The following is a 12,529-nucleotide window of genomic DNA, read 5'->3' as shown; positions in this document are numbered from 1 at the left end:
GCGCGAGCCCCGCCCGCGCCCGTCGCATCAGCCCGGCGAGGCGGCCTTCGCGGCGGCAGCAGCTTGGCGATGAGCGTCAGGCGCTGCCGTGCGGCGCGCATCCCCGCGCTTCATTCAGCATCCATGTCGCGAAGGCCTGCAACGGCCCCTCGGCCAGTTCGATCGGTTCGGGCAGGACGAGACAGAAGTTTTTCGTCACCGCCTTGCCTGCCGGCCACGGTGCGACCAGCCGGCCCTGCTCGAGCTCGGCGTCGATGTAAAGGCGCGGCACCAGCGCGACACCCAGGCCCGCCAGCGCCGCTTCGATCAGCATCGAATGAAGGTCGTAACGCGCGCCAACCGCCGAATTGGTCAGCACGATGCCGGACTCCTGCGCATAGGCCTGCCACGCGTCGGGGTTTTGCCGCCGGTGCAGACGTGGCAGCGCATCCAGCGACGGGTTCGCTCCGGCGTCCGCGAGCAGCGCCGGACTGCAGACGGGCACCAGCACCTCCTCCAGCAGCGGATGCAGATGCATCCCCGCCCATGCCGGATGCGCGAAATGTATGGCCGCGTCGAAACCGCTCCCGGCCAGCAGGAACGGCTCCATCCGCTCGGCGATATGCACCGTGATGTTCGGATGCCGGTCTTGAAAGTGTTTCAGCCGCGGGATCAGCCAGCGAGTGGCAAAGGTTGGAATGGCGGCGATATCGATGCTCGCGCCTTCGATGGGCTGCCCCATCAGGTACAGGCTGTCGCGTTCCAGCCGATCCAGGATTTCGCGAACCTGCACCGCATAGCGCGCACCGTTCGGCGCCAGCCGTACCCGGTTGCCGATCCGCTCGAACAGGGCGACGCCCAGGAACGCCTCCAGCCGGCCGATCTGACGGCTGACGGCGCCCTCGGTCCGTGCGAGTTCCTCGGCGGCGCGGGCAAAGCTGCCGTGGCGGGCCGCGGCTTCGAACGCCTGGAGCGCGGAATTGCTTGGGATCTTGCGGGACATGGGCGTCTTGTCGGTCAGGATGTACTTGCCGTCAGCTTGATCAAATATCACTGAAGGCTGACTTTATTTCGTTTTATGGGCAGGAAATGCGAGCTTAGCATTACGTTACCGCACTGATCATCAAACGTTCGCAGATGGAGGTGCACCCCGCTCAAAGGACAATCCAATGATCTACACCGTGGAATGCAGCTTCGCCGACCTGGACAGCGAAGCCGAATGGAACGACTTCTACAGCCTTGAAAAACTGCCCGCCCTGATCTCGGTGACGGGGTTTCACACGTCGCAGCGGTTCAAGGCGCTCAGCGGCGGTTGCCCTGTCTATCTGGCGATCCACACGATCGACGGGCTCGACGTGCTGACCGGCGACGAATATCGCCGGAAAGGCGGCGGCAATTTCGCGAAGTGGAAGCCGCACATCACCGACTGGCATCGCAATCTCTATAGCGATATCGGTCTTGCCCCGGCGGTGAAGGACGGTGAACGCCTCGCGCTGTGTGCCGGCGGCCCTGATCCACTGATCCGGTTGGGCCTCGAACCGCTGCCCATGCAGGCCGTTGCGCTGGAGAAGTTTCCGGAGCGACGCTGGCTCGCCGTCGTGCCGCGCAATAGCGCGCTGCGTGTCGAGGCGCTCCCGGAAGGCATGCATCTTTACGCGCCGATGACGGAGCAACTGACAAGCGCACGCTCGCTTTCGGCTGCGCAGGAGTAGACCGCGATGCCGAACGTCACTTTCTCGATCGATGCGAAACGGATGCCGGCTGATGAAGCTCTTGCCGACCTGTCGCGCGACTGCGTCGAGCTCTGTACGCATGTGCTTGAAGCAGCGCTCAAGAACGTCCACGTCATTTTTCTGGAAGTTCGGCATGGGCATGGACATCCCGTCTTCGCGGACATCCGCTATCGCGTCGGGACCTCTCGCACGCCGGCCGTCATGAACCGGTTCATGGAAGCGCTGGATCAGGCGATCGTTCGCCGTACCGGTCTCACCGCGCGCATTCGGTGTTTTGGCTACACCGAGTCGAATATTCACGCCCGCAACTAGCCGATTCGGAGAAGCATGATGTCCACGCTTACCTTTCCCGGTCAGCAAGTCGGGGATTTCACGATTACCGCCATCAGCGATGGTTACCTCACCGCCAGCCTCGATTTTCTGTCGAATATCGATTCGGCCGACGCGTCAAGAATGCAGCGTGATGCCGGGCAGACGGAGCCCGCCGCCGTGCATATCAATTGCTACGTCGTGCGCGGCGCAGGCCGCACCGTTCTCATTGATGGTGGAGCGGGAGGGTTCAAGCAATGGGGCGGCCAACTCAAGACGAACCTGGTGCTCGCCGGCATCGAACCCGCTGCAGTCGACACGATCCTGCTTACCCACGCGCATCCCGATCATGTCGGTGGGCTGGTGAATGATGCAGGACAGGTCGCGTTTCCGAATGCGGAACTGGTTGTACATCAACGAGAGGTTAAATTCTGGCAGGACGACGGCAACCTGAGCCGCGCCAGTGAGCGGGCACGTGGCAACTTTGCGAAGGCGCGTCAGGTGTTCGATGCCTACGGCGACAGGCTTCGTCTGTTCGACGACGGACAGGTGCTCCCCGGTATCAGTGCGCTACCTTTGCCGGGACACACCGAGGGGCACACCGGGTATGTTCTTGAATCTCGCGACCAGGGCCTTCTTGTGTGGGGGGACGTGGTTCATTTCCCGCATATCCAGATTCAGCGCCCGGACGTGTCGATTGCGTTCGATCATGACGCGTCGCTGGCCGTTGCTACTCGGTCACGGCTTCTCGATCAGGTCAGTTCGGAAGGATTACTGATCGCTGGAATGCATCTGGGGGAACTCGGGTTCGCGCGGATCAAGCGGACTGATGGGCGGTACGGGTTGCTCTACGAGAATGAAGGATGAAGCCGCAACCGACGATATCTCATATCGCTGCCGCACGCTGCATGGGAACGCCCATGAACACCGCGATGCGGCAACGACCGACCTCGCCCCTTCGCGATTTACCGGACACGCCCGCTGCACTGGCGCGATGGCCGACGGCGACAGGAGGATCACGGCAGATACCACCCGCACCTCTGGATGTGCAGGAAGACGCGTGCTCGATCACCGGCTTCAATGCCGGTCGGTGAACAGCGCTCGAGACTCATTCACGAATGACCTGGATACGTCCGGCTTTGACCGCGGCGTTCAATACCGCCCAGTCCGCCTCATTCTGATCCGCGTAAGCGAGCGCGAATTGCACGATCGCTTCGTCGAATGCGTCCGACCTGCCGACATATCCGCTGAGCAATGCGGGATCGCTTGCTTTCGCCATCGAATGAGCCAGCGCATGCGCGCAAGAAACCGCATATTCGCCGAGATCCTCAACATCGAAGGTGGTGAAGTCGAATGCGCCCTTCATGTCACGCAACTGTCGAACATAAAAGTTGTTGCCGGTGTGGAACATCTTCGACCACCCGAGAAAGATGTGGCTGGCCGACTGCAACAGACGCTGCCCGTTCACGACACGCTGGCCATGATTGGGATAGCGGCTCGGCGGCAGATAACCTTCAAGCACGGAAGCCCGCGCTTCCTTGAGTTGCAGGAACAGCGGGCACGCTCCGTCGGCCATGAAAAGCGCCTCGTAACAACGCGTCCCCACCGACCCGATGCCCACGACGCGAATGGCGACGTCCACCAGTTCATAGCGATCGAACAGTGCACGCCTGTCATCAGGAAGCGTCAGCCGGTAGTCGGCGAAGAAGCGCCGTACCAGCGCGTCGTACTGTTTGCGATCGTGCGGGCTCTCCAGCGGGACGTGGTACACGAGCGGCGGCGCGTCCTTGATGCGCAGCTTGCCGTTGACCATTTCAGTTGCATGCGTCAATACGGAGCGTGACGACTGTTGCCTCGCCTTGTCGATCACGGCCCGTTCTTTCCGCCTTTCCTCCACCGAATCGGCAATGGCCAGCATGCTCGCCGCCTTGAACTGGCAGTACCAGACGTCCAGCGTGTCCATGCTGCTGAAATCGGCGATCCGTTGCCGGAAGGTCTCGCATAGCCGACGAACCACGCCGCGCTGGTCCCGCACGGTGAATCCGCGTTCACGCGCAGCGATCACAAATGACGTGGCAAGCCGGCGCACATCCCAGTCGAATGGCCCGGGCAGCGTTTCGTCGAAATCGTTGGGGCCGAAGAGAATCCGACGCTCCGGGCTTGCGAAGAGTCCGAAATTGGCGAGATGCGCATCGCCCCCGAGTTGCACGATCACGTCCGAATGCGGCAGCTTCGACAGATCGTGCGCCATCAACGGCGCGGCGCCGCGATAGAACGCGAACGGGCCCGCGACCATCCGCCCATAGCGGATCGGTATCAGTTCCGCCACCCGGCCCACATTGGAAGCATCGAGCAAGCCGATGGGATCGCGATCTGCAATCTTGCAGTCCGCCAGCTTCTTGCGCGGCACTTGTCTGCGCGCAACCTTCCCCCGCTCGATGCGCGCAGCCAATGAGCCGCGCCCTGCAAATAGCGTGGACGGATCTTCTTGTTCCGCCAGCATCGTTGGATTCGCGCGATCCGTGGCGGTTTCGGCGCGCATTGGAGCCTTTGGAGCAGTCGAATCAGGCACGCATCACTCCTTTTTCGCTACAAGGTCGAACCGGATTGCCGTCATTCAGCTTTGCTTCATTCCGGCCTGGTGCCAGACGAAGGTACGGACGCAGATGGCGAACTATCGCGCAGTGCGTCAATGGCGGCGTCGACTGTCGCAAAGATCTCGCGATGCGCGCCGCCCGAACGCAGTACCTTATACCGTTCGATTTCATGCCGTACGCCCGTTGGAAGCGCAACCGCGGCGACACCCACGCCCCGCTTGTCGAGCTCCGCACCCAACTCGACCAGTTTCTTGCCTGCCGTGTAGTCGATGTTGTTGATCTCGGAGGCATCGATCACCACCCAGCGCAACGGTACGCTAGCTTCGTTGACGAGTTTCAGCACATCCTCCGTGAAGCGCCCCGTGTTCGCATAGAACAGGTCTGCCTCGAACCTGTAGACAACGATGCCGGGCGCCGCGAGCAGATTGGGTTCGACACGATGCGGGTACCAGTGGCCGGTGGCGCTGCGCGTCAACACGCGCGTGCGAAGGCGGTAGCTATGCCGCGCATGCGCGATCAGCGACAACACGATAGCGGCGAGAATGCCGTGCATCACATCGACGAACACGACCACGCACGCCGTCAGCAATGCGACGACGAACTCGTCCCGCTGCATGCGAAACAGTTCCATCATGCCCTTCACGTCGATCAGCTTCGCGCCGATCATGAAGACGATCGCCGACAATACGGCTGCGGGCAGAAGACTCAGCGGCTTCGTGAGAAACAGCAGCACCACCAGTACGATGACGGACGTCGTCAGATGGGCGACCTGGGTTCGCCCGCCCGCATCGTCGACCATCTCGGTCTTGGTCGGACTGCCGTTCACGACGAAGGTGCCGGTGAAAGCCGCCGCTGCATTCGCGGCAGCTAGCCCGATGATGTCGGCATTGTCATCGCCCTGCTCGTTGTATCGGTTCGCGTAAGCGCGCGCCGTCGCAGCACTCTGAGCGATGATGACGATGAAGCACGAGCCAGCCGTCGCCAGCACCTGGTTGATCTCGCCCATATGCAACAGCGGCAGAAACAGCGACGGGAGCCCGCCAGGCACTTCACCTGTTACCGCGATGCCATGTCCGGCGAAATTGAACACGCCGCTTGCGACGATGGAACCGATTACCGCGATGAGCGCGCCCGGCGCTCGCGGCGCGATACGCTTGCAACCGATGATCACGACGAGGACGGCAATCGAAAGCGCGGTGGTCAGGTGGTTCGCCGCGCCGATACGTTGCGCCACGGATGCGATCTGCATCAACGGACCGTGTCCCTGCTTCTCGAGCCCGATCAGCCCGGCAAGCTCGCCCGCCGCGACCTGGACGCCCACGCCCGTCAGGAAACCGATCAACGCGCTGCGGGAAAGAAAGTCGGCCAGAAAACCCAGACGAAAGATGCGCGCAATCACCAGCATCACGGCAACCGTCAAGGCAACGGTGCTCGTCAGGCCGATATATTCGCTGCTGCCCAATGCGGCGACAGCGGTTAGCGTTCCCGCGAGAATAGCGGCTGTCGCGGAGTCCGCCGCGACGACCAGTTGACGCGACGCACCAAAAAACGCGAACGCCACGAGCGGCAGCAGTATCGTATAAAGGCCCGTGACCGTGGGCGTGCCTGCAATCTTCGTGTACCCCATCACCTCGGGAATGCCGAGTGCCGCCAGCGTGATCCCGGCGATGACGTCATGCGGCAACTGGGCGGGATTGACGGGCAACAGCCCCTGCAGGAAGGGCAAGTGATGTAGATGAGAGGGAGTCGGGGCCGCGGGCTTCATTTCGCTGCCTCAACTACTTTCGAGATCGTGCCGATCAGTGCATTGGCAATGATCTCATCTGCTATCACCACGTTGGATGCGCCAGCGCTCCTGAGCAGCTCTTTCCTCAAGGGGTTTTCGCCGGGCACTGCAATCGCGAGCGAATCGTTCAGCGTATGGGCCAGCAGGGTGATCGCAAGATTGTTGTTGCTGTCGGGCGTCGTCACGACCATTGCCTTGGCGCTGTCCAGCCGTGCATGCTTGAGTACGTCGTCGAACGCACCCGGCGAACCGAGCACGACCATGTGGCCGCAATCCGCCGCCCGGTCGGCCTGATCCTGATCGCCCACGAGGACGAGCACGGTCTCTCCTGCGCCGCTCAGGCGATTCGCGACCCATTCCCCGAGCGAATGGAATCCGACTACCACGACGTGATTGGCGAGTTTTTCGAGCTTGCCTTCCATGAGCCTGTTCTCCCGAAAAACCATCACATCGTCGCCCGACAGCATGCCCGTGAGCCTGGAAACCGCGAATCCGCCGATCACGAGCGTGGCAACCATGGCCAGCAGCATGAAGATCTTTTGAGGCTGATTGAACTCGCTGAAGGAACCGATTGTGGTGACGAGATTGACCCCGTCCCACAAGGCCGTAAACATTTTCTTCGGAAGCGCATCCTTCGACTGATCGAGCACGGTCAACCCGACGGCCGCGCTGGCCAGCAGCAGGCCGAGAAGGCCGATCGTGTGGCGCGCGCGGCGGCGCCATTCTCGAATACGGATGACCCCAAGCCGAGGCTCATCGACACGGAAGATCCACATGGTTACCTCGGACAATTGATCTGATCGAGACAACAGCGAACCCAGTGCGAATTCGATACGCTCCCCCTTTTATCGCCCCGAGTCAATAGTCAGGATCCCGACTGATAACCGGTGACGGAGACGTGTTCAGGCGTATCTCCGAACGTCACACGAATCGGATGCGGTCGGGTGTTGCTTGCAGGGATCGCCACGCACCGGACTAGTAGCCAGCCGCTTAATACACGGAAGACGCATCCGGTGCCGTTATGGGTCAAGCGCGACGAAGTCGACCGTGGGGAACGTAATCGCGCAAGCACGGCCGAGCCTGAACGTATCAAGGCGCCGGAGCGGAAAGTCGAAGCACTGCGCCAGACCAGCGAGACGCTCAAGCCGGCGAGTGCATGGTTCGCCCAGGTTGAACTCGATCGCCGTTTCAAGTCCCGAAGATCTTCATTGATCTGCATCACGATCACCTCACTGTACGGACGTGCCATGGCACCACCAAAGGCGCGAGGTGCGCTGGTCACAAGTTCGAACCGAGTGACGCTTTTTGAGGGTTATACGACCTTTGAGCCATTCGCTTCGCGTTCCATACTTCGCGTGGAAGATCGAGCTGGGACAGGCGCTCAAACGTGATTGCGTTTCGAGCCTTCGGCTCGATCAATCACGCGCAAAAATGGAGCAGAAGATGAGACTTAAGAACAAGTCGGCGTTAATCACGGGCGGTACCAGTGGCATCGGCCTTGCAACCGCGAAGCTGTTCATTGCAGAAGGCGCCCGCGTAGCGGTTACGGGCCGCGACGATGCGGTGTTCGAGCGGGTGAAGGCCGAACTCGGCGAGCATGCGCTCGTTCTCAAGGGCGACGTCCGTTCGATCCAGGACATGCGCGCGATTGCCGCTGACGTAAAGGAGAAATTCGGCGGCCTGGACATCGTGTTCGCGAACGCGGGCTGGGCCTTTCCGTCCGCAGTCGACGACATCGACGACGCACTCTACAGCGATATCATGGACATCAACGTCAAGGGCGTGGTGTTCACGCTTCAGGCGGTGTTGCCGGACCTGCGCGAGGGCGCCTCGGTCATTCTCAATACGTCGTTTGTCGCGCAGACCGGCAAGCACGGCATCTCGTTGACGGCGGCCGCGAAGGCCGCCGTGCGGTCGCTTGCCCGCAGTTGGTCCTACGAGTTTCTCGACCGGAAAATCCGCTTCAACGCGATCGCGCCCGGCGCGATCGACACACCTCTGCTCTCCAGATGGGGCATGCCCGACGAATGGGTGCGCGACCGCAAGGCCGAGTTCGCCGAAACCATTCCGGTGGGCCGCCTGGGCAAGGCCGAGGACATCGCCAACGCGGCGCTCTATCTCGCCAGCGACGAATCCTCGTATGTCGTCGGCACCGAACTGGTCGTCGATGGCGGTGCCTCGCAGCTTTGAGCCTGCGGCGCCCGATTCCCTAGCCCTGCACGTCGTCGCCGCTCATCCGCACATCTGATCTCACGTCCGCCACGCCTTTCTTCGCGGCGGTTATTCCATCCGACCCAGCCTGGTTGCACTCGCAACGGGGTCGCAATGCAAGGAGAAGTGATCTTGACCGACAGTAACGAAAACAATGCTTCCGGGCAGCCACTCACCAGAGCAGGTCGCTCGCGCCGCGATGTGCTCAAGTTTGGCGGCGTCGCGACCCTCGGCGCCGTCCTCGGTGGCGGAGCCCTGCTTGAGCACGCAACCCCTGCTCTTGCGCAGGCAGGCAGCGAAGCAGCACTTGCCCCGAATGACCCGCTCAATATCCTGATCGTCAATTACGACGGCGGGACGCTTCTCGACTTCGCCGGCCCCAGCGAGATTTTCCATCGGCTACCGAATACGAACGTTCGCTACGCGAGCCTCGATGGCGGCAACGTGACGCTCGAATTCGGCGTCGTGTACGGCAAGACCGAACGACTGGCCGATATCGAGAAGACCGACGTGCTCCTGGTCCCCGGCGGGTCAGATTTGTCGGCGCCGATGCGACCCGCCTATCAAGCGCAGATCCGGCGTCTGGCGGAAAGCGCCAAACACGTGACGTCGGTTTGCAACGGATCGCTCGTGCTCGCTGCAACGGGCATTCTCAATGGCAAGCGAAGCGCCTGCCATTGGGCCTTCGTCAACAAGCTGGCCGAATATGGCGCGATTCCCGTGCCCGATCGCTTCGTCGAAGACGACAACGGCCGGTTCATGAGCGGCGGCGGCGTGACGGCGGGCATCGACTTCGCCCTTCGCGTGGCAGCGAAACTGCGCGGTCGACAGGCCGCCGAATTCACGCAACTCACTATCGAATACGATCCCGCGCCACCGTTCCACTCCGGTCATCCCCGAGACGCGCGGCCGGAAGTCGTTGCGATGGTCGACAAGAAACTGCCCGGCGCATCCAGGGGGCTCGCACGCGTACCGGGCGTTCGCTGAGGCGCTTGCAGGCAATGTGAGCAAGGCCGTCTTCGGGCCTCGATGATCACCGCATCCGACATTGCCTGCTCCACTTCTAAATTTTCGCAGTCCTCTCAATTCAAGCCACGACTGGAAATCAATCGATGCAACAGATTCGTATGTGTACTGCCGCCCTTGCCGCCTATGCCACCTTTTTCGCGCTTGCGGCGCCGGCGACTGCCGGTGGATTGCAACGTCCGCCCGAAGCGGCCATCGAGGCCGAAAACGCACGATGGGCGGATGCCTTTGCGCGCGGAGACTATGAGGCGATCGGCCGCCTCTACACCAACGACGGCACGCTCTTGCCGCCTGGAGGCAAGAAGGTAACGGGGAACAGCGCGATCGTCGAGTACTTCACCAAAGGGTATGCCGGATCAAAGCCGGCCACCGTATCGTTCAGCAACTACGAGTTCTACGGTAATGACCGGGTCGTGACTGAAGTTTCGGATGCGGATATCCGTGACCACGATGGAAAGCTCAAGTACCGCGGCAAGCAGATTCTCGTCTTTCTGAAAGAGGGCGGCGCCTGGAAGTTGCACCGAGACATGTGGAACGATTACGGTCCGCTGAAAGCGGATGACCATTGATGGTCTGGAGCAGTGAAAATGACGTACCGAACGCGTCAATAGGCTGCTAGACGGACGTTGACCAGACAGCGCGCGTATCGAACGGCGCTCGCGATCAGCGCGTGCCGTTCGATCGACTCTCGCGTCGAATCGCTTGCGGCGGGTGCCCATGGAGTTTGATGAAGGCCCGCCGCATCCGCTCCGGATCGGTGAACCCTACGGCCAGCGCAATCTGTTCGATCGGTTCGCTACCGCCCTGCAGGCGCAGCCTCGCCGCTTCGACTCGCAAGCGTTCGACCGCCTTGGCCGGTGTTTCTCCCGTTTCCCGGCGAAATGCGCGTCCGAACTGTCGCGGGCTCAATCTTGCGGCGTCGGCGAGCCGCTCGACAGGCAACGGTTCGGCCAGATGCTCCCTCGCAAAATTCAGCGCGATGCGGATACGATCCGATTCCGGCTCCATCTGCGACATCGCGGAGAACTGCGACTGACCGCCTGGCCGACGATACGGAACAACCAGAAGCCTGGAGACGGCACGCGCAACCTCCGCGCCCATGTCCTGTTCAATCAAGCCGAGCGCCAGGTCGATTCCGGAGGCGATACCCGCCGACGTCCAGATGCGGCCCTCCTCGATATAAATACTGTCGCCCTCGACCCTGGTGAGAGGAAAGCGCGACTGCAACTGAGCGGCGTATCGCCAGTGCGTCGTGGCTCTCAAGCCGTCCAGCAAGCCGGTTTCCGCCAGCAGGAATGCGCCCGTGCACACGCTCGCCACCCGCGCAGCCCTCGCGCCCAGTTTCCTGGCGGCGGCGATATTCTCGGGTGTCTGCATCGGATCGACATCACCGCCCACGAAAACGACGGTGTCGAACGTGCGCCTGCCGCTCGGCTTCGTCTCGATCGAGAGGCCCGTATTGCCGCGAACCGGGCCGCCGGACTGCGAGATGACATGGAGATCGTATGGCGTATGGCCCGCCGCCGTGGCCACCTGATTGAAGGCCGACAGTGGCCCGCCCAGATCAAGCACATCGTAGCCACGGCAAACGAAGAATCCGATTCGATGCATGACGAAGTCGCCAACTGAAAATCCCGGAAAGTCGCATTTTACGGGGAACCCTCAGATAGCGCCATTCGGCGTGAAATGAGGGAAAAACGTCGTTTACGTCGTGATTGATTGTCCGTATGCCTAGCCGACGACATCTGTCAGGCCTGGATCGGAGCCGGCCCACCCTACTCCGTATTCACCTTCCGCCACTGCATCGGCGACATCTCGTACCGCCCGCGAAACGCCCGACTGAATGCCGCTTCCGACGTGTACCCAACCCGACCGGCAATATCCGAAATCGGCGCGCGGCTGTAGCGCAACAACTCCGCCGCACGATCCAGACGCCAGGTCGTGAGATAGCTCAACGGCGCCTGCCCCACGACGCGCTGGAACCGGTCCGCGAAAGCCGACCGCGACAGATTCGACAACTCGGCGAGATCACTCACGCTCCACGCACGTCCGGGATCCGCGTGAATCGCGGACATCGCCGGGTTGATCCGGCTATCGATCGCACCGGACAACCAGCCGTGCCCCGCCGAGCCCTCCGTCGCCCACGTGCGCAGCAACTGGACGAAGATGACATCCAGCAGCCGGGAGATCATCGCGGCGGCGCCCGCGCGCGGGCTCAGTGCCTCGTCGAGGATGAAATGACAGCTCAGCTCCAGCCACTCGAACGGCCGCTCCCGTAACCCTTTCAGCACCAGCACCGACGGCAGCACGGACAGCAAACGTTGCGACAGCACGCCGTCGAATCCGAAGTCGCCGCACAGCCAGGTGGTGTCTCCGCTCCCGATCGTCAGGCGCTCGCGGTCGTAGTACTGTGGCGCGAGATCCGTGACGAGCCTCGCGGAGCGGCCCGGCCGGTCGGAGATGACATGGCCGTGACCGTGCATCAGCATGACCAGGTCTCCCTGCGACGCGTGATACCGCTCGTCGAGCCCCTCCACTTCGATCGCCACGCTGCCGCTGCGGATGATGTGCAAACGATACTTGCCGGGAGGAAAGCGCAAGCCGAAAGGCGCCGATGCCGCGCACGTGAAGACCGTGTTGCCGCGGATGCGGATCAGCTCCAGCACGTCGGAAAAGGCATCCCGCTTGAAGGCGAACGGATCTGACTCATCGTCCAGCGCAGTCGGCGTTTGAGCAAAGAATTCCGGCTTTTTGGCCATGTCGCGTACTCGGATGATCTTTATGATGGACACATCATTCACGCTGAACGTCGCCGGTGTCAAAGACTATTCTCAAGATACGTGGCGCACGGCAACCGCGTAGTACCCCTTGTTTCGATGCTGGCAAAG

At 61.9% G+C, this 12,529-nt stretch carries 12 protein-coding genes and 1 pseudogene; 7 read left to right on the top strand and 6 right to left on the bottom strand.

Annotated elements, in window-relative coordinates:
- Window positions 1–76: 76 nt before the first annotated feature.
- The gene (locus tag BCO18175_RS07955) at window positions 77–982 is read right to left on the bottom strand and encodes a LysR substrate-binding domain-containing protein (protein WP_174980147.1); all 906 of its coding nucleotides are present in this window, start codon (window positions 980–982) and stop codon (window positions 77–79) included.
- Between the two features lie 166 nt (window positions 983–1,148).
- Here BCO18175_RS07955 and BCO18175_RS07950 point away from each other — a divergent pair, with 166 nt between their 5' ends.
- From BCO18175_RS07950 to BCO18175_RS07940, 3 genes are read left to right on the top strand one after another with little or no spacing between them, the layout of a single operon-like run.
- The gene (locus BCO18175_RS07950) at window positions 1,149–1,691 is read left to right on the top strand and encodes a sugar ABC transporter (RefSeq protein WP_174980146.1); all 543 of its coding nucleotides are present in this window, start codon (window positions 1,149–1,151) and stop codon (window positions 1,689–1,691) included.
- 6 nt (window positions 1,692–1,697) lie between these two features.
- Window positions 1,698–2,024 carry a hypothetical protein gene (locus BCO18175_RS07945; RefSeq protein ID WP_174980145.1) on the top strand — a complete coding sequence of 109 codons (327 nt, stop codon included), beginning with the start codon at window positions 1,698–1,700 and terminating at the stop codon, window positions 2,022–2,024.
- An 18-nt stretch (window positions 2,025–2,042) separates the two neighbouring features.
- Window positions 2,043–2,888 (top strand): MBL fold metallo-hydrolase, encoded by an 846-nt coding sequence (locus BCO18175_RS07940; protein WP_174980144.1) that lies wholly within the window; start codon window positions 2,043–2,045, stop codon window positions 2,886–2,888.
- A 241-nt stretch (window positions 2,889–3,129) separates the two neighbouring features.
- Here the strand turns inward: BCO18175_RS07940 and BCO18175_RS07935 are convergent, their stop codons facing one another.
- The 3 genes from BCO18175_RS07935 to BCO18175_RS07925 are packed head-to-tail and all read right to left on the bottom strand — an operon-like array spanning window position 3,130 to window position 7,180.
- Window positions 3,130–4,593, bottom strand: a complete 1,464-nt coding sequence (locus BCO18175_RS07935) for a DUF2252 domain-containing protein (protein WP_254607990.1) — start codon at window positions 4,591–4,593, stop codon at window positions 3,130–3,132.
- A 56-nt stretch (window positions 4,594–4,649) separates the two neighbouring features.
- Entirely contained in the window at window positions 4,650–6,344 is a 1,695-nt protein-coding gene (locus tag BCO18175_RS07930; RefSeq protein WP_368040712.1) for a SulP family inorganic anion transporter, read from the bottom strand.
- A 35-nt stretch (window positions 6,345–6,379) separates the two neighbouring features.
- Window positions 6,380–7,180 carry an NAD(P)-binding protein gene (locus BCO18175_RS07925; protein WP_174980142.1) on the bottom strand — a complete coding sequence of 267 codons (801 nt, stop codon included), beginning with the start codon at window positions 7,178–7,180 and terminating at the stop codon, window positions 6,380–6,382.
- A gap of 246 nt (window positions 7,181–7,426) precedes the next feature.
- Between BCO18175_RS07925 and BCO18175_RS40485 the strand changes: the two are divergent.
- The 4 genes and pseudogenes from BCO18175_RS40485 to BCO18175_RS07905 all read left to right on the top strand — a co-directional run.
- A pseudogene (locus tag BCO18175_RS40485) lies at window positions 7,427–7,629 on the top strand (IS3 family transposase); the annotation flags it as partial.
- Window positions 7,630–7,847: 218 nt separating this feature from the next.
- Window positions 7,848–8,594, top strand: coding sequence for an SDR family oxidoreductase (locus BCO18175_RS07915; protein WP_174980140.1), 747 nt, complete (start codon window positions 7,848–7,850; stop codon window positions 8,592–8,594).
- Between the two features lie 153 nt (window positions 8,595–8,747).
- Window positions 8,748–9,602, top strand: coding sequence for a DJ-1/PfpI family protein (locus tag BCO18175_RS07910; protein ID WP_174980139.1), 855 nt, complete (start codon window positions 8,748–8,750; stop codon window positions 9,600–9,602).
- A 125-nt stretch (window positions 9,603–9,727) separates the two neighbouring features.
- Window positions 9,728–10,210, top strand: a complete 483-nt coding sequence (locus BCO18175_RS07905) for a YybH family protein (protein WP_174980138.1) — start codon at window positions 9,728–9,730, stop codon at window positions 10,208–10,210.
- 94 nt (window positions 10,211–10,304) lie between these two features.
- On the opposite strand, the gene BCO18175_RS07900 is transcribed toward BCO18175_RS07905, so the two are convergent.
- Both BCO18175_RS07900 and BCO18175_RS07895 read right to left on the bottom strand, forming a co-directional pair.
- Entirely contained in the window at window positions 10,305–11,252 is a 948-nt protein-coding gene (locus BCO18175_RS07900; RefSeq protein WP_174980137.1) for a GlxA family transcriptional regulator, read from the bottom strand.
- Window positions 11,253–11,416: 164 nt separating this feature from the next.
- Window positions 11,417–12,400, bottom strand: a complete 984-nt coding sequence (locus BCO18175_RS07895) for an AraC family transcriptional regulator (RefSeq protein ID WP_174980136.1) — start codon at window positions 12,398–12,400, stop codon at window positions 11,417–11,419.
- Between the last annotated feature and the right edge of the window lie 129 nt (window positions 12,401–12,529).

Origin of the sequence: Burkholderia lata, from assembly GCF_902499335.1 — a bacterium.
GTDB lineage: Bacteria > Pseudomonadota > Gammaproteobacteria > Burkholderiales > Burkholderiaceae > Burkholderia > Burkholderia lata_B.
This window is presented reverse-complemented; position numbering and strand designations above follow the sequence as displayed.